This is a genomic window from Micromonospora sp. NPDC003944, from assembly GCF_053605225.1.
Window position 1 is genome coordinate 1 of the sequence record NZ_JBSGIV010000099.1, and the last position, 17,245, is coordinate 17,245.

Annotated in this window: 12 protein-coding genes; 4 read left to right on the forward strand and 8 right to left on the reverse strand. The window is 70.5% G+C overall.

The features are described from left to right. Positions 1-837: 837 nt before the first annotated feature. The gene (gene uvrB / locus ACWER9_RS29970) at positions 838-2,946 is read right to left on the reverse strand and encodes an excinuclease ABC subunit UvrB (protein WP_452304997.1); all 2,109 of its coding nucleotides are present in this window, start codon (positions 2,944-2,946) and stop codon (positions 838-840) included. A 299-nt stretch (positions 2,947-3,245) separates the two neighbouring features. On the opposite strand from uvrB, the gene ACWER9_RS29975 reads away from it, so the two are divergent. Beyond that, positions 3,246-4,898 carry a hypothetical protein gene (locus ACWER9_RS29975; RefSeq protein ID WP_452304998.1) on the forward strand — a complete coding sequence of 551 codons (1,653 nt, stop codon included), beginning with the start codon at positions 3,246-3,248 and terminating at the stop codon, positions 4,896-4,898. Between the two features lie 2 nt (positions 4,899-4,900). Here the strand turns inward: ACWER9_RS29975 and coaE are convergent, their stop codons facing one another. Further along, a complete protein-coding gene (gene coaE, locus ACWER9_RS29980) occupies positions 4,901-6,082 on the reverse strand; it encodes a dephospho-CoA kinase (protein ID WP_452305005.1) in 1,182 nt (393 codons plus the stop codon). Positions 6,083-6,619: 537 nt separating this feature from the next. Beyond that, positions 6,620-8,131: a 30S ribosomal protein S1 gene (rpsA, locus tag ACWER9_RS29985; protein ID WP_112582670.1), complete on the reverse strand. Its 1,512-nt coding sequence runs from the start codon at positions 8,129-8,131 to the stop codon at positions 6,620-6,622. A gap of 405 nt (positions 8,132-8,536) precedes the next feature. Between rpsA and ACWER9_RS29990 the strand changes: the two genes are divergently transcribed. The 3 genes from ACWER9_RS29990 to ACWER9_RS30000 all read left to right on the forward strand — a co-directional run bounded on the left by ACWER9_RS29990 (position 8,537) and on the right by ACWER9_RS30000 (position 10,123). Beyond that, a complete protein-coding gene (locus ACWER9_RS29990; protein WP_452304999.1) occupies positions 8,537-9,343 on the forward strand; it encodes a class I SAM-dependent methyltransferase in 807 nt (268 codons plus the stop codon). Positions 9,344-9,570: 227 nt separating this feature from the next. Beyond that, entirely contained in the window at positions 9,571-9,789 is a 219-nt protein-coding gene (locus ACWER9_RS29995) for a hypervirulence associated TUDOR domain-containing protein (RefSeq protein WP_210857899.1), read from the forward strand. After that, a complete protein-coding gene (locus ACWER9_RS30000; RefSeq protein WP_363615286.1) occupies positions 9,776-10,123 on the forward strand; it encodes a DUF3140 domain-containing protein in 348 nt (115 codons plus the stop codon). Before ACWER9_RS29995 ends, ACWER9_RS30000 begins: the two co-directional genes overlap by 14 nt. A gap of 477 nt (positions 10,124-10,600) precedes the next feature. Here the strand turns inward: ACWER9_RS30000 and polA are convergent, their stop codons facing one another. From polA to ACWER9_RS30025, 5 genes are all read right to left on the reverse strand, one after another. Next, on the reverse strand, positions 10,601-13,300 hold the full coding sequence (gene polA, locus ACWER9_RS30005) for a DNA polymerase I (RefSeq protein ID WP_452305000.1): 2,700 nt from the start codon (positions 13,298-13,300) through the stop codon (positions 10,601-10,603). A 126-nt stretch (positions 13,301-13,426) separates the two neighbouring features. Further along, the gene (locus ACWER9_RS30010; protein WP_452305001.1) at positions 13,427-14,140 is read right to left on the reverse strand and encodes an ABC transporter ATP-binding protein; all 714 of its coding nucleotides are present in this window, start codon (positions 14,138-14,140) and stop codon (positions 13,427-13,429) included. Beyond that, the gene (locus ACWER9_RS30015; protein WP_452305002.1) at positions 14,127-15,068 is read right to left on the reverse strand and encodes an ABC transporter ATP-binding protein; all 942 of its coding nucleotides are present in this window, start codon (positions 15,066-15,068) and stop codon (positions 14,127-14,129) included. The genes ACWER9_RS30010 and ACWER9_RS30015 overlap by 14 nt, the downstream gene beginning before the upstream one ends. Then, the gene (locus ACWER9_RS30020) at positions 15,061-16,218 is read right to left on the reverse strand and encodes a branched-chain amino acid ABC transporter permease (RefSeq protein ID WP_452305003.1); all 1,158 of its coding nucleotides are present in this window, start codon (positions 16,216-16,218) and stop codon (positions 15,061-15,063) included. The genes ACWER9_RS30015 and ACWER9_RS30020 overlap by 8 nt, the downstream gene beginning before the upstream one ends. Beyond that, complete coding sequence (locus tag ACWER9_RS30025; protein WP_452305004.1) at positions 16,215-17,198, reverse strand: branched-chain amino acid ABC transporter permease; 984 nt, start codon at positions 17,196-17,198, stop codon at positions 16,215-16,217. The genes ACWER9_RS30020 and ACWER9_RS30025 overlap by 4 nt, the downstream gene beginning before the upstream one ends. Between the last annotated feature and the right edge of the window lie 47 nt (positions 17,199-17,245).

Sequence of the window (17,245 nt, forward strand, 5' to 3'; positions counted from 1 at the left end):
GCCGTTTCCGACCGCCGGCACATGCGGTAATCGCTGGTCCGCGCCCCGCGCCCCGCGCCCCGCGCCCCGCGCCCCGCGCCCCGCGCCCCGCGCCCAAGATCGTCACAACATCGGGGATGTTGCTGCCTCCAACCCGCAGGAGACAGCAACATCCCTGATGGTGCGCGGATCTCGGCGACGAGCACTCCGGGCAGGACGGCCGCGCGAGGGTTGAGGGGGTTTCCCGGGAGGGCGGAGGCCCGTGCCGGGGCATGCGGCCCGACGGGACCGGCCGGACTGGCGCGAACCCGTTGCGCGTCCCCGCCCCGCCCTCGCAACACCGAAACCGCGTGCGGACGAGGCATTACCACCGGCGGTCGCTGTGGAGCTGATATCGCAAACGATTCGGCCGTCAGCGAGGCCCGGTCGAGAGACGGCCGAACGAAGAGCCGAACGAACGGCCGGAGGGACAGCGGCCGGGCGTGGGGTGCGCGGCCGTGATGCCACGAACGATTCAACTCCAAAGGACCCGACCACCGACACGCCCGCGGCGGCCCAGCATCGACACGCCCGCGGCGGCCCACCACCGACACGCCCGCGGCGGCCCACCACCGAGATGCCCCTGGCTCCTCAGCAGCCACGCGCACCTCCGGCTCCCGCCGGCCGGACGCCAAGCCGGGCACTCCTGTGTCGGCACGTTCGCGACGCGCGTCAGCACTGGTCGACCGAGTGGTGCCAGGTGGAGACGCCATGCGAGCCGGTACGGGCTCAGGGGGCGGCAGGTGCAGAAGGACCAGACGGCGCCAGCCAGGTCGCGGGACGGTCACCGGGGGCGCCCGGTGACCGTCCCGCCGTCCGTCACTTCACGCCGGCGGCGTCCATGCCGCGCAACTCCTTCTTCAGGTCGGAGACCTCGTCGCGGATTCGGGCCGCCAACTCGAACTGCAGCTCACGGGCGGCGGCAAGCATCTGGTCGTTGAGCTCCTGGATGAGCTGGGCGAGGTCGGCGCGGGCCATCCCCTCCCGCGAGGTGGTGGCAGCGGCGGACCGGCTCCGGCTGCGGGTCTCCTTGACCGGCGCCTTGCCCCGGGAGAGCTGACGCACCGCACCCCCGACCCGGGAGTTCTCGGTGTCCTCCGCCTCGCGGTAGATGTCGTCCAGGATGTCGTGGATCTTCTTGCGCAGCGGCTCGGGGCTGATGCCGTGCGCCTCGTTGTGCGCGATCTGCTTGGCCCGACGCCGATCGGTCTCCTCGATCGCCGACGCCATCGACGGCGTGATCTTGTCGGCGTACATGTGCACCTGGCCGGAGACGTTACGGGCGGCCCGCCCGATGGTCTGGATCAGCGACCTGCCGCTGCGCAGGAAGCCTTCCTTGTCGGCGTCGAGGATCGCCACCAGCGACACCTCGGGCAGGTCCAGACCCTCGCGGAGCAGGTTGATGCCGACCAGCACGTCGTAGTCACCCTTGCGCAACTCGCGCAGCAGCTCCACCCGGCGCAACGTGTCGACCTCCGAGTGCAGGTAGCGCACCCGGATGCCGTTCTCCAGGAGGTAGTCGGACAGGTCCTCGGCCATCTTCTTGGTCAGCGTGGTGACAAGCACCCGCTCGTCCCGGTCGGTCCGCAGCTTGATCTCGTGCATCAGGTCGTCGATCTGGCCCTTGGTCGGCTTGATCACGACCTGCGGGTCGACCAGACCTGTCGGTCGGATCACCTGCTCGACGAACTCGCCCTGGGCCTGCTCCATCTCCCAGGTGCCGGGGGTCGCCGAGAGGAACACCATCTGGCCGACCCGCTCCAGGAACTCGTCGAAGCGCAGCGGCCGGTTGTCGGCCGCGCTGGGCAGCCGGAAGCCGTGGTCGATGAGCATGCGCTTGCGTGACGCGTCGCCCTCGTACATGCCGCCGATCTGCGGGATGGTCACGTGCGACTCGTCGACCACGGTCAGGAAGTCGTCCGGGAAGTAGTCGAGCAGGCAGTGCGGCGGGCTGCCGGGCAGCCGCCCGTCCATGTGCATCGAGTAGTTCTCGATGCCGGAGCAGAAGCCCACCTGCCGCATCATCTCGATGTCGTAGGTGGTGCGCATCCGCAGCCGCTGCGCCTCCAGCAGCTTGCCCTGCCGCTCCAACTCGGCGAGCCGCTCGGCAAGCTCCGCCTCGATGTCGCGGATCGCGCGTTCCATCCGCTCCGGACCCGCCGCGTAGTGCGTGGCCGGGAAGATCACCAGCTGGTCGACCTCGCGGACCACGTCACCCGTCAACGGGTTGAGGTAGTAGAGCTTCTCCACCTCGTCGCCGAAGAGCTCGATGCGGACCGCCAGCTCCTCGTACGCCGGAATGATCTCCAGGGTGTCGCCGCGGACCCGGAAGGTGCCGCGCTGGAAGGCCATGTCGTTGCGGGTGTACTGGATGTCGACGAGCCGGCGCAGCAGCTGGTCGCGGTCGAGGTCCTGGCCGACCTGCACCTTCACCGCCCGGTCGAGGTATTCCTCCGGGGTGCCCAGACCGTAGATCGCCGAGACCGTCGCCACCACGATCACGTCGCGGCGGGTGAGCAGCGACATCGTCGCCGAGTGCCGCAGCCGCTCCACCTCCTCGTTGATCGAGGAGTCCTTCTCGATGTAGGTGTCGGTCTGCGGGATGTAGGCCTCGGGCTGGTAGTAGTCGTAGTACGACACGAAGTATTCGACCGCGTTGTGCGGCAGCAGCTCGCTGAACTCCTTGGCCAGCTGCGCGCAGAGCGTCTTGTTGGGGGCGAGCACCAGGGTGGGGCGTTGTAGCCGCTCGATCAGCCACGCCGTGGTGGCGCTCTTGCCCGTGCCGGTCGCGCCGAGCAGCACGGTGTTGCGGTCGCCGCGCCGAACCCGACGCGCAAGGTCGTCGATGGCCGCCGGCTGGTCGCCGGCCGGCTGAAACTCACTGACGACCTGGAAGCGGCTGTCCAGCCGGGGAATGTCGAGCGCCATGCCATCAACGGTACGCCGCAGGTCCGACAGGAACGGCCGTCACGCCAGGTACGTGATCGGCTTCAATATTCCCATTGTGTGGCCCATGTCACCGGGACTACCCTCTTCATGTAGGCCGCTCGCGGCGGCCGACCGGGCCGGCGGCCAGGCCAACATCACGGCCGGTCGTCCCCGGCACTGCGGTCGCAGCACCCGGCTCGTCCGGCGTGCGCACCTGTGTGGTCGCGCTCACGGCGCAGACCGGCCGCCGCGAGCGCCCCTGCTCGTCACTCCGGCGCCTCCCCGCCCGTTTCACCCCCGTGGACACCTCCCCGACTCCGGCGCCCGACGCCGCCCGCACCGCCGCCGCCCGCACCGCCACATCACGCGCCGCCACACCGCGCACGGCCACCGCTCGCGCCGCCACCTCCCGGCCGGGCGGCACGAGCACCGGCAGCCGCCCCGACGGCAGTGGCGACGGCGACTCAGCCAGCGATGCCGCCGGCACCGGCGGCCCGGCCCCGACCGGCCGTCGGCGGCGTACGGTGCTGCTGCTGCTCGGTCTGACGGCGGTGACGTCCGCGACAGCGTTGGTGCTCGGGCTGTTGAGCTGGGCGCCCGACCCGCCCGAGCCGGCCCGACCGTTGACCGTCGCCGAGGGCGAGCGGCTGGCCGCCGTACGGGTCACCAACCTGCGGGACCTGCGCGCCGGCGTACGCGTCACGGCCGGCACCGGCGCCGCCCGCCTCGAACTGGTGGGCTGGGTGGACTGGTCCCGGTCACTGCTCTACCTCGACGTGGGCGGGCCGGGCGCGGGTGCCGAGCGCGGGCTGGTGCAGCAGAGCGGGCCCGTGTTGGTGATCCGACCCGACCCGGCGGCGGTGCCCACTCCCGCCGCACCACCAGTGGTGCCCCCGACGGATCGGTGGCGGCTGCACCGACTGGCGCCCGGGGCGCACCTGGCACCCGTACTCGATCTGCTCCTCGACCTCGCCGCCGACCGCCCGGAGGTGACCGGGACGGCACCGCCGAGCGGGGCGCGGTGGGTCGCCCGGGAGACCGTGGCAGCCGGCCCGCTGGACGTCATACAGGCACCACTGCCCACCGGCGTGCCAGCCGCCAGCACCATGCCGGGCGCCCGCGACGCCGCGACCCCCGCCCCGGACGGACCGACCCGCTACTGGCTCGACCAGGACGCCCGGCTGCACAAACTGGTGACCGAGCTACCCGACGCCGGCCCGGTCACGATGATCTTCAACCGGGCGGACCGGCCGACGCTGCGGCCGGTGGACGCACTCGGTGGCCGCCCCGGCCTGCCCCGCGCCCTGACCGACGCCGAGCAGCGTCGCCTCGACCGGCTGCCGATCCGGCTCCGCGCCCAGCGTGGCGCCACGGTGACGCTCACCATGCCGACGGGCACGGACACGAACCTGCGGGGCGCCGGCTGGTTGAGCTGGACCGCGCGTACCGCGTACCTCGCGGTCGCCGACCTTGGCGTACCGGATCGCCGGACCCTGCTGCGACGCGACGCCGCCGGTCTGGCCCGGGTGGACCTGCCGGCGGCCAACGCCGGCGGTGGCACGGCGGAGGCGCCGGCCCGGCCGCCGCTGCCGCCCCCGGCCGGGGCCTGGCGGGCCACCCGACCCGGCGGGGACGACCTCAACCTGCTCGTCGACGCCGCGGTGAGCGCGGGGACGGTCGGGCACCGCGGCGCGGCCGTGCGGGTACGCGAGGACATCACCGCCGGACGGACCGTGGACGTGGTCGAGTCGGGTCCGACCGACGCGCGGCTGCGCTACTGGATCGACCGGGACGGGTCGCTGCGCCGCCTCGAGTTGCGGACCGACGCCGGCGCGTGGGCGAACCTGGACCTCCACCCCGCCGTCGTGCCCCGACTGGCTGCCAACCCTCGAACCGCCGCCGCTCGACCCTCGCCACCCCGGTCGTCGGCCCCTCGACCCGGTGCCCGCTGACCTCAGGGGCGCCAGCCGGTCTGCGCGGCCCACTGCTCGGCCCGCAGGTACTCCTCGTCGAACCACGGGTCGCGGGCCGTGCCGGAATCCCCGGCCTCCGGCGCCGCGTCGACAAGGTCCCGCTTGAGCATCAGGTACGCGGCCCGCCGGTCCGGGTCGGCACGCAGGTGGTCGCGCAACAGCAGCGCGTACCGCCAACCCGGCGAATCCGCCACCCGCACGTGCAGACGAACCGGGCGGGCCGGGTCGGCACTGCCGTGCAGCCGCTTCTCCCACCGGCCCCTGCTGGCCGGGCGCGGATCATCCCACCACTGCCCCGGCACCCGCGGGAAACCGGCACCCGCCAGCCGGTCGGCGAGCGGCCCGTCGGCGTCCGCGAGACTGGAGACCGCCACCTGCACGTCGATGACGTTCTGGGCAGCCAAGCCCGGCACCGCCGTCGAACCTATGTGGTCGATCCGCAGGGCGTCCGCGCCGAGCGCGTGCTGGATCCGGGCGGCAAGCCGCGCGTACTGCTCCGGCCAACTCGCGTCGGCCCCCGCCACCTCGACCGGAGCCGGCGGAACCACCCGCCGCTGACGCAGGTTGTCCTCGTAGGGCACCAGCCGCTGCTCCCAGAGCGCGTCGACGGCGTCGTGCAGGTCCGTCAGACTCCCGTCGTTGGTCAGCACCACATCCGCCACCGCCCGGCGGCGGGCGTCGTCGGCCTGGGCGGCGATCCTGCGCTCGGCCTCCTCGCGACTCATCCCCCGGTCGCGCGCCAACCGCTCCAGTCGGGTCGGCACGGCCGTCTGCACCACCACCACGAGGTGGTACGTGGGTGCCAGACCCACCTCGACAAGCAGCGGTACGTCGTTGACGACGATCGCGTCGGGCGCCGCCGCGGCGACCAGCTCCGCGGTGCGGGCCCGGACCCGGGGATGGGTGATCGCCTCCAGCCGCCGACGGGCGGCCTCGTCGGCGAAGACCACCGCGCCCAGTGCCGCCCGGTCCAGTGCGCCGTCGGCACCCACCACCGCGTCGGAGAAGGCGGCAACGATCTCGGCCAACCCGTCCGTGCCCGGCGCCACCACCTCCCGGGCCACCCGGTCAGCGTCGATGAGCACCGCGCCCCGCTTCACGAGCCGCGCGGCCACCGCGCTCTTGCCCGACCCGATCCCGCCGGTCAACCCCACCCTCAACACCAGAACAGTCAACCGGATCCACGAGCCCGCCACCAAACCCACCCACGGCCCGGCGCCCCCGCCACACCCCACCCAGGGGCTCGACCGTCCCCGGTTCAGACCGGCTCCCGCCGCACCCCACGCCCCACGCCCCACGCCCCACGCCCCACGCCCCACGCCCCACGCCCCACGCCCCACGCCCAAGATCACCGCAACATCAGGGATGTTGCCGCCTCCGACACGCTCAAGACAGCACCATCCCCGATACTGCGCGGATCTTGACGACGAACCCCGCCCCGGGAGACACCGGGAGCGGGCTGGGAACGCCCACGGCCGCAAGATCGTGCTCGAACCAGGATGTAGTGGTGTGCGGCGGCGGGGAGGCCCCTACATCATGGATCGAGCACGATCTTGGCGAGCGGCAAGCGGCGAGCGGCGAGCGGCAGGCGGCAGGCGGCAGGCGGCAGGCGGCGGATACGGCCGGCGGCGGATATGGCGAAGGCCCCGCCCCCGACGATCCGGAGATCGTGGGGACGGGGCCTGTCGTCGTTCAGCGGGTCACTTACCGCCGGCGAGCTTCTCCCGCAGAGCGGCGAGCGCCTCGTCGGTGGCCAGGGTGCCGGCCGGCTCCTCGGCCTGCCGGCTCGGGGCCGGGCTGGACGAAGAGGTGGTGCCACCGCCACCGCCGCCGCCAGCGGCCGGGACGGCCGGAGTCGGGTTGGCGGCAGCCTCGGCGTCGGCGGCCCGAGAGGTCTGCACCTGCTTGGTGTGGGCCTCCCAGCGCAGACGAGCCTCGGCGTACTGGTTCTCCCAGGTCTCGCGCTGCTTGTCGTACCCCTCGAGCCACTCGCCCGTCTCCGGGTCGAAGCCCTCCGGGTAGATGTAGTTGCCCTCGGTGTCGTACGTCGCGGCCATGCCGTAGAGGGTCGGGTCGAAGTGCTCCTCGCCCTCGACGAAGCCCTCGTTGGCCTGCTTGAGCGACAGCGAGATCCGGCGGCGCTCCAGGTCGATGTCGATGACCTTGACCATGACCTCGGAGCCGACCTGGACGACCTGCTCCGGGATCTCCACGTGGCGCTCGGCCAGCTCGGAGATGTGGACCAGGCCCTCGATGCCGTCGTCCACGCGGACGAACGCGCCGAACGGAACGAGCTTGGTGACCTTACCCGGCACGATCTGCTGGATCGCGTGGGTGCGGGCGAACTGCCGCCACGGGTCTTCCTGGGTCGCCTTCAGCGACAGCGAGACGCGCTCGCGGTCCAGGTCGACGTCCAGGACCTCGACCTCGACCTCCTGGCCGACCTCGACGACCTCGGACGGGTGGTCGATGTGCTTCCAGGACAGCTCGGAGACGTGCACCAGACCGTCGACGCCACCCAGGTCCACGAAGGCGCCGAAGTTGACGATCGAGGACACGACGCCCTTGCGGACCTGGCCCTTCTGCAGCTTGTTGAGGAACTCGGTGCGCACCTCGGACTGCGTCTGCTCGAGCCAGGCCCGGCGGGACAGGACCACGTTGTTGCGGTTCTTGTCCAGCTCGATGATCTTGGCCTCGAGCTCCCGCCCGACGTACGGCTGCAGGTCGCGCACACGACGCATCTCGACCAGGGACGCGGGCAGGAAGCCGCGCAGCCCGATGTCGAGGATGAGGCCGCCCTTGACCACCTCGATGACCGAACCGCGGACGACGCCGTCCTCGTCCTTGATCTTCTCGATCGTACCCCAGGCCCGCTCGTACTGTGCCCGCTTCTTGGAGAGGATCAGACGACCCTCCTTGTCCTCCTTCTGGAGGACCAGGGCCTCGATGTGGTCGCCAACCGTCACAACCTCGGCGGGGTCCACGTCGTGCTTGATCGACAACTCCCGAGAGGGGATGACACCCTCGGTCTTGTAGCCGATGTCGAGCAGGACCTCGTCCCGATCGACCTTGACGACGGTGCCTTCGACAATGTCGCCGTCGTTGAAGTACTTGATGGTCTCGTCGATCGCGGCGAGGAAAGCCTCCTCGGAACCGAGATCGTCGTGGGTGACCCGGGTGGCGCTCGAGGGGGCCTCGATGCTGCTCGTCATGTGGGCGGTTGCTCCGGTCGGTGGGTTGTCACAGCAGGCTGGTGTGTCGCAGTGACCCGTTCGCGCCAGCGGATCCGTCGCCGGGCACACCGAACGATCGCCTAGTGAGATCATGATGTGGCTCCGTCGACCGCGCACCTGCTCCCTGCCGAGGCAACGCGATCCGCGAGCGCATCGTCTAGCCTACCGTGCGCATTACCACAGCGTGCAAGCCCTCCCGGCTTCTCTCCGTGCGATGACCTGCGAAAGCCGAACAATCGCCCGGAAAATACCCCTCCTGTCTCCTGCGTCACAGCAGACCCAGGCGACGCGCCCGGCGCGGGCGCCGCAGCGATCAAGGGCCGCTGTCCAGATCTTCGCCGCGCCGCCGTACCCGATGGGGTGCTTGGGGCCTAGCGTGAGCGCGTGGATGACGACAGCCGGGTCACCCGGCGCCGGGTGGGTGACGCCGAGGCCCGGCGCGCCAATCGCGGCTGGTGGGACACCGACGCCGACGACTACCAGGCCGAACACGGCGCGTTCCTCGGCGACGTGGACTTCGTGTGGTGCCCCGAGGGCCTGCGCGAGGCCGACGCCCGGCTGCTCGGCGACGTGTCGGGGCGGCGGGTGCTGGAGGTGGGCGCAGGCGCCGCGGCCGCCGCCCGCTGGCTCGCCACCCAGGGTGCCCGGCCGGTCGCCTTCGACCTGTCCGCCGGCATGTTGCGGCACGCCGCCACAGCCGCCGACACCACCGGGGTACGCGTACCGCTGGTGCAGGCCGACGCGCTCGCCCTGCCGTTCGCCGACCGGTCGTTCGACGTCGCCTGCACCGCGTTCGGCGCGATCCCGTTCGTGGACGACTCGGCGGCGCTGCTCGCCGAGGTGCACCGGGTGCTGCGCCCGGGCGGCCGGTGGGTGTTCTCGGTGACCCACCCGATGCGGTGGATCTTCCTCGACGACCCCGGCGAGGGTGGGCTGACGGCCGTGCACTCGTACTTCGACCGCTCCCCCTACGTCGAGCAGGACGAGACCGGGGTGGCGACCTACGTCGAGCAGCACCGCACCCTCGGCGACCGCGTCCGCGAGCTGGTCGGCGCGGGGTTCCGGCTGCTGGACCTGGTGGAGCCGGAGTGGCCGGAGGGGCACGAGGGGATCTGGGGGCAGTGGAGCCCGTTGCGCGGACGGCTCTTCCCCGGCACCGCCATCTTCGTCACCGAGAAGCCCGCGGGGTGAGCGCGTCGAACTCGTCGACGGGGTTATCCAGGTGACACCTCGGCGCCGCCCAGGCCATCGGTGTCAAGCTCAGCCACAACACGAGCCCACAACCCGACGTCCTGTTGCACCGTGCCGGTGTCGACTCCGTCCTGCGACCGACCGACGTCGTGTTCGAGATGAAGCTGCCGGTCCCCGAGCCCACCCCGTAGCCGTTTCGCCCCGGCCGGGTCGGGTAGCCGAGGACCATGGCCGAACAGAGATTCCACCAGGGCGACCGTGTCTCCTGGTCGGCCCATGGCAGCCGCGCGTACGGCGTGGTGCAGGGCACGATCACCGAGCGGACGCGGATTCGCGGGCGGGCTGTGAACGCGGCCCCCGACGACCCGCAGTACCGGGTCCGCAGTGACGGCACGGGCCGCGACGTGGCCCACCGACCCGAGGCGCTGCGCCATGAGCAGAAGTGACGACGGCCGGGACACCTACCGGGAGTTCACCGAGGCGGTGAACATGAAGCCCGGCGAGCTGTCCACGTGGCTGGAGACGGACGAGTCGAAGCAGGTTGGCTGGCACAAGGGCGGTCACGCTGGTGGCGGCGAGTCCGTCGGGCACGAGTCCGGCCGGAAGATCATCAACCTGCTCCGTCGCAAACGTGGCGACCTGTCCGAGGGCGACTACAAGCACATGCGCAAGGTGGTCGGCTACGTACGCCGGCACATGGCGCAGCGCCCCTCCGGCGACGTCCGCGACACCAAGTGGCGCTGGTCCCTCATGAACTGGGGCCACGACCCGCTGAAGTAGACGGACCGCTCCCGCGGGCCCACCACGCAAGATCCGCACAGCATCGCTGAACATGCCGCATCCGCCGTACGGGCACCGCCGACCGCCACGATCGTGCTCGATCCATGATGTAGGGGCCTCCCCGCCACCGCACACCACGACATCCTGGTTCGAGCGCGATCGTGGCAGTCGTGCGCGTCCCGAACCCGCTCCCGGTGTCTCCCGGGGCGGGGTTCGTCTTCACGATCCGCGCAGTATCAGGGACATTGCTGTCTCGCGGGTATCGAAGGCAGCAACATCCGGGACGTTGCGGCGACCTTGGCGGGAGGGCGGGTGAGCGCTGCTTGACCTATCCGGTGCCCACCCACGCCTAGTGCCGCGACCAGGGCGACCCGGTCAGGGGTTCCGGGGCAGCCCGACCCACGCAGGGATCAAGCCTGACCGCCCGGAGTGGGTCAGGCTGCCCCGGAACCCCCACACCGCAACCAACCAGACCGATCAGTGATCTGCGCTGTTCCAGTCCCGGCCCAGGCCGACGGACACCTCCAGCGGCACCGACAGCGGGTGCGCCTCGCCCATCTCCCGCCGAACCAGTGCCTCCAACGCCTCCCGCTCGCCGGGGGCGACCTCGAAGACCAACTCGTCGTGCACCTGCAACAACATCCGTGAGCGCAGCCCGGCTTCGCCGAGCGCGGTGTCGACGTGCAGCATCGCCACCTTGATGATGTCGGCGGCGGAGCCCTGGATGGGGGCGTTGAGGGCCATCCGCTCGGCGATGTCGCGGCGCTGCCGGTTGTCGCTGACCAGGTCCGGCAGGTAGCGGCGGCGACCCAGGATCGTCGAGGTGTAGCCGTCCTGGCGGGCCCGGGCGACCACCTGCTGAAGGTAGTCGCGCACCCCACCGAAGCCGGCGAAGTAGTTCTCCATCAGCCCGCGTGCCTCTTCGGTGCTGATGCTGAGCTGTTGGGACAGGCCGAAGGCGCTGAGCCCGTACGCCAGGCCGTAGTTCATGGCCTTGATCTTGCGGCGCTGGTCGGGGGTGACCTCGTCGAGCGGGACCCCGAAGACCGACGAGGCGGTGGCGGCGTGGAAGTCGGCGCCGGAGTTGAACGCGTCGATCAACGCGTCGTCGGAGCTGAGGTGCGCCATGATGCGCATCTCGATCTGGCTGTAGTCGGCGGTGAGCAGGCACTCGTAGCCCTCCCCCACCACGAAGGCCCGCCGGATCCGGCGGCCCTCCTCGGTGCGGATGGGGATGTTCTGCAGGTTGGGCTCGGTGGAGGAGAGCCGGCCGGTGGCCGCCACGGTCTGGTTGAAGGTGGTGTGGATCCGGCCGTCGTCGGAGACCGACTTGAGCAGCCCGTCGACTGTCGACTTGAGCTTGGCAACGTCCCGGTGACGCAGCAGGTGGGCGAGGACCGGGTGCGGCTGCTGCGCGTAGAGCCACTGCAGGGCGTCGGCGTCGGTGGTGTAGCCCGTCTTGATCTTCTTGGTCTTGGGCAGGCCCAGCTCGGTGAAGAGGATCTCCTGCAACTGCTTGGGTGAGCCGAGGTTGAACTCCCGACCCACCGCCTCGTACGCGCCCTGCGCGGCGGCCTTCACCTCGGCGGCGAAGTGGGCCTCCAGCTCGGACAGATAGTCGGTGTCGGCGGCGATGCCGGTGCTCTCCATGGTGGCCAGCACCCGCATCAACGGCAGCTCGACGCCCGCCATGAGCCGGGCGGACTGCTCGCCGTCGCGGGACAGCTCGGCGTCGATCGCGTCGGCCAGGTCGAGGGTGGCCCGGGCCTGGAGCATGAGGTTCTGCTCGACCACCCCTTCGTCGCCGAGGCCGTCGAGGGTGAGCTGGCCGGACTCCGGGGCGTCGACCCGCAGCTCCCGGTGCAGGTAGCGCAGCGCCAGGTCGGTCAGGTCGTAGGAGCGCTGGTCGGGGCGGGCCAGGTATGCGGCGATCTGGGTGTCGCGGACGATCCCGGCGAGGTGCCAGCCGTGCGCGGCGCAGGCCAGCACGGCCGGCTTGCTGTCGTGCAGCACCTTGGGGCGTTGCGCGTCGGCCAACCAGGCTGCCAGCGCGGCCTCGTCGGTCGGGTCGAGCCGCGCCGGGTCGACCCAGGCCGCCGCGCCGCCGGCGGTGGCCAGCGCGAGACCGGTGATCGAGGCGGTGTGCCGGCGGTTGGGGCCGGTGTCGAGTTTGACCGCCAACCCGGCCGGGGTGCCGGTCGGGACGTGCGCGCCGAGCCACCCGGCCAACGCGCCGGGCTCGGCGAGCACCTCGCCGGCGAGGTCGAAGCCGGACTCGGCCTCCGGCTCGACCGCCTCCAGGTATTGGTAGAGACGGTCGCGCAGGATGCGGAACTCCAGGGTGTCGAAGACCTGGTGCACCGCCTCCCGGTCCCAACCCGTCCAGCGGGTGTCCTCGGGGCGCAGCGGCAGCTCCAGGTCGGAGACGAGGCAGTTGATCTCGTAGTTGCGGATCACGTCGGCGAGCCGCTCGCGGAGGCTGTCGCCGGCCTTGCCCTTGATCTCGTCGGCTCGGGCGATCACGCCCTCCACGCCGCCGTACGTGGTGATCCACTTGGCTGCGGTCTTCGGGCCGACGCCCGGGATGCCGGGCAGGTTGTCGCTGGTCTCGCCGACGAGCGCGGCGAGGTCGCGGTACTGCTGGGGCGGAACGCCGTACTTCGCCTCGATCGCCGCCGGGTCCATCCGGGCCAGGTCGGAGACACCCTTGCGCGGGTAGAGGACGGTGATCTGGTCGTCGACCAACTGGAAGGCGTCGCGGTCACCGCTGCTGATCAGCACCGACATGCCCTGGTCGCGAGCCTGGCAGGCGAGCGTGGCGATCACGTCGTCGGCCTCGAAGCCCTCCTTCTCGACCACCGGGATCTGCAGCGCGGCCAGCACCTCCTTGACCAGGCTGACCTGGCCCTTGAAGTCGGTCGGGGTCTCGCTGCGGCCGGCCTTGTACTCCGCGTACTTGTCGGTGCGGAAGGACCGGCGGGACACGTCGAAGGCCACCACGATGTGCGTGGGCTGCTCGTCGCGCAGCACGTTGATCAGCATCGAGGTGAAGCCGTACACCGCGTTGGTGGGCTGCCCCGTCGTGGTGGAGAAGTTTTCCACGGGCAGGGCGAAGAAAGCCCGGTATGCCATGGAATGTCCGTCGACGAGGAGCAGGCGCGGTGTCGTAGCTGTCACGGCAGCGACTCTAGTCCGTCGTACCGACATCCCCGACCTTCGGCACGGGTGCCGAGACGACAGCGTCCCGAACGCCGGCGGCCGACCACCCCCGCGAGGGGATGACCGGCCGCCGGCTCGGGTGGCTCAGGCCACGCCGAGGTACGCCTCCTTGACCGACGGGTCGTGCAGCAGGTCCTGACCGGACCCCTCCTTCACGATCCGACCGGTCTCCAGCACGTAACCGCGGTGTGCCCGCGACAGCGCCTGCTGGGCGTTCTGCTCCACAAGCAGGATGGTGGTGCCCTGCTGGTTGATCTCGGTGATGATGTCGAAGATCTGCCGGATCACCAGCGGAGCCAACCCCATCGACGGCTCGTCGAGCAGCAGCAGCTTCGGCCGGCTCATCAGCGCCCGACCGACCGCGAGCATCTGCTGCTCGCCGCCGGAGAGGGTGCCACCGGCCTGCTTGCGCCGCTCGGCCAAGCGCGGGAAGAGGGTCAGCACGCGTTCCAGGTCGGCGGCGATGCCGGCGGAGTCCCGCCGGGTGTACGCCCCCATGTCCAGGTTCTCCATGACCGTCATACCGGGGAAGATCTGCCGCCCCTCCGGCGACTGACACAGCCCCCGGACCACCCGCAGGTCGGCCCGGAGCTTGCTGATGTCCTCACCGTTGAACGTGATCTTCCCGTCGGCAAGCGACCGGGTCCCGGAGATGGCCCGCATGGTGGTGGTCTTACCGGCGCCGTTCGCACCGATCAGGGCCACCACCTCACCCTCGTTCACGGTGAGGTTGATCCCGTGCAGCGCCTCGATCCGGCCGTACGCGACGGCGACGTTCTCCAGCTCAAGCAGCGTCATCGGCGGGCTCCCCCAGGTACGCGGCGATCACCTTCGGATCGCGGCTGACCTCCGCGGGCGCACCCTCGGCGATCTTACGGCCGAACTCCAGCACCACGATCCGGTCGGTGACCCCCATGACCAGCCGCATGTCGTGCTCGATGAGCAGGACGGTCAGGCCCATGTCACGGATGTTGCGGATCAGGGTGAGGAGCTCCTCCTTCTCCGCCGGGTTGAAGCCGGCGGCCGGCTCGTCCAGGCAGATCAGCTTCGGCTCGGTGGCCAGCGCGCGGGCGATCTCCAGCCGGCGCTGGTAGCCGTACGGCAGGTTGCGGGCCTCGTCGTTGGCCCGGTCGGCGATCCCGACGAAGCGCAACAGGTCGAGCGCCTTGGCCTCGGCCGCCCGCTCCTCCAGGATGTGCCGGGACAGGCCGAAGATCTTCGCCGCCGACAGCCGCAGCTGCTGCCAGGCCCGGACGATCCCGGACGCGGCGGTGACCTGCGGCAGCTCCTCCGGCTTGGGCCGCACCCGGTAGAGCCGGAACAGCGCACCGGGCACGCTCGTCTTGTGCCGGGAGTCGGTCCCGACCATGACGTTCTCCAGCGCCGTCATCTCCGGGAAGAGCCGGATGTTCTGGAACGTCCGGGAGATGCCCAACTGGCTGATCTGGTGCGGCTTGCGGCCGGTCACCTTCTGACCCTGGAACCGCACCGCGCCGGAGGTCGGCTTGTAGACCCCGGTCATCACGTTGAAGCTGGTGGTCTTGCCGGCGCCGTTGGGCCCGATGAGGCCGAGGATCTCGCCCTCGTAGATCTGGAAGTTGATCTTGTCAAGGGCGACCACACCGCCGAAGCGGAGCGTGACGTCGTCGACTTCGAGCAGCACCGACCGGGGGCCCGCCTGCGTCGGAATCTTCGGCGTGGTGGTGCTTGTGGTCTTCTCAGACATGAGCGGGCGCCTCCTCTGCATCTGCCGCGCGGTCCTTCAACTCGCGGGCACGCCGCCGGCTCGGGACCAGGCCCTGCGGACGCAGGATCATCACCAACACCATGGCCAGACCGAAGACCAACCACCGGTAGTCGGCGAAGTCGCGGAACCGCTCAGGCAGGTACGCCAGCAGGACCGCGCCGAGCGAGACACCGATCATGTTGCCGGAGCCACCGACCACCACCATCGCCACGAACAGGATGGACAGGTTCGCGTTGAACTGGGTCGGGTCGATGAACGCGTTCCGGCTGCCGAAGAGGAAGCCCGACAGGCCACCGAGCGCCGCACCGATGGCGAACGCCCAGAGCTTGAACTTGAACGGGTAGACGCCCATCACCGCTGCGGCGTCCTCGTCCTCCCGCACGGCCAACCACGCCCGGCCGACCCGGCTGTGCTCCAGCCGACGGACCAGGAACACCATGACGAGCACGAACGTGATCGCCAACCAGTACCAGGGCTTCGCGTCGATGAGACCGAAGACCTTGTTGTCCGGCGACGGCGCGCCCTCCGGGCCGGGGATGGCCGAGATACCGACCGGGCCGTTGGTCAGCCCGGTGGCGTTACGGGCCACGATCCGGATGATCTCGCCGAAGCCCAGCGTCACGATGGCCAGGTAGTCACCGCGCAGCCGCAGCGTCGGCCAGCCCAGCAACACCCCGGAGATCATCGTCAGCACGATCGCGATGAACAGGCAGATCGCCCAGGTCACCGCCCAGGTCGGCGGCAGGTCGAACTCCTGCTGGATCCACTTCACCACCGGCGAGTTCACCGAACCGAACAGCGCCACGCTGTACGCCCCGATGGCGAAGAAGCCGATGTAACCCAGGTCGAGCAGGCCGGCGAGACCGACCACCACGTTCAGGCCGATCGCGACGAGCACGTAGATGGCGCAGACGAAGAGCACACCCGCCCAGTTGTTACCGCCCTCGATCGAGTCGGTACGCAACCAGGTCAGGCCCGGAATGCCGAGCAACGGCAGGTAGTAGAGGATCGCCACGAAGGCGGCGAGCCCGAGGGCCTGCTGCCACTTCGTCAGCGCGCGCCAGCGGTCGCCGATGGCGGTCAGCACGCCGACCCGGCGGCGGTCAGCGGAGCGAATCTTGTCGATCATGCGCGGGCCCTCCCGAGCGACTCACCCAACAGGCCGGTGGGCCGGAACATCAGCACGACGATCAGCACCACGAAGGCGATGACGTCCTCCCAGTTGGACGCGAAGAGCGTGGCGCCGTAGACCTCGACGATGCCGAGGAAGAGACCGCCCAGCAACGCGCCGCGCAGGTTGCCGATGCCACCGAGCACCGCGGCGGTGAACGCCTTCAGGCCGAGCACGAAGCCGATGCTGTTCTGGGTGAAGCCGAACCGCATGCTCCACAACAGCGCGGCGGCGCCGGCCATGATGCCACCGAGCACGAAGATCAGCATGATCACGCGCTCCTGGTTGACGCCCATCAGCGCGGCGGTCTCCGGGTTCTGGGCCACCGCCCGCACGCCCCGGCCGTACCGGGTGCGGTTGATGAACCAGTCCAACAGCGCCATCATCGCCACGGCCGCCACGAAGACGATCAGCTGGATGTTCGTGATCGCGGTGTTGCCGATGGTGAACAGCGTCTCCTGCTGAATGATCGTCGGCATGCCGACGATCTGACGGGGCCGGCCGAACGCCTCCGGCAACACCCCGCCGAGCAGCTTCGGCAGCACCTGCCCGAAGAGTTCCACGAAGACCAGCGACAGACCGATCGCGGTGATGAGGAAGATCAGCGGCGGGGCGTTCTTCCGCCGCAACGGCCGGTACGCGATGCGCTCGAGTGCCAGAGCCGTACCGCCCGACGCGGCCGCCGCGACGACCAGACCGAGCACCAGGAACAGGATCGCCTGACCGACAGGCGGGTTATTTTGCACGCCGAGCTGCGTCCACAGGATCAGCACCGAGAAGGTACCGACCATGAACACCTCGGAGTGCGCAAAGTTGATCAGACGAAGGACGCCGTAGACGAGGGTGTAGCCAAGGGCGATCAGGGCGTAGATGGCGCCCTTGGACAGGCCATCGACCGTGTGCTGGCCGAGATGACCGATCAGTTCATCGAAATGCACCGGGGGTCTCCTTGAATCGAGTGCGGCCGGGGTGAGACACCCCGGCC

What these genes read in the sequence shown, in the direction of transcription:
- ACWER9_RS30015 (WP_452305002.1), bottom strand. Translation starts at nt 15,068, where the DNA reads ATGTCTGAGAAGACCACAAGCACCACCACGCCGAAGATTCCGACGCAG.
- ACWER9_RS30020 (WP_452305003.1), bottom strand. Translation starts at nt 16,218, where the DNA reads ATGATCGACAAGATTCGCTCCGCTGACCGCCGCCGGGTCGGCGTGCTG.
- ACWER9_RS30000 (WP_363615286.1), top strand. Translation starts at nt 9,776, where the DNA reads ATGAGCAGAAGTGACGACGGCCGGGACACCTACCGGGAGTTCACCGAG.
- rpsA (WP_112582670.1), bottom strand. Translation starts at nt 8,131, where the DNA reads ATGACGAGCAGCATCGAGGCCCCCTCGAGCGCCACCCGGGTCACCCAC.
- uvrB (WP_452304997.1), bottom strand. Translation starts at nt 2,946, where the DNA reads ATGGCGCTCGACATTCCCCGGCTGGACAGCCGCTTCCAGGTCGTCAGT.
- ACWER9_RS29995 (WP_210857899.1), top strand. Translation starts at nt 9,571, where the DNA reads ATGGCCGAACAGAGATTCCACCAGGGCGACCGTGTCTCCTGGTCGGCC.
- ACWER9_RS30010 (WP_452305001.1), bottom strand. Translation starts at nt 14,140, where the DNA reads ATGACGCTGCTTGAGCTGGAGAACGTCGCCGTCGCGTACGGCCGGATC.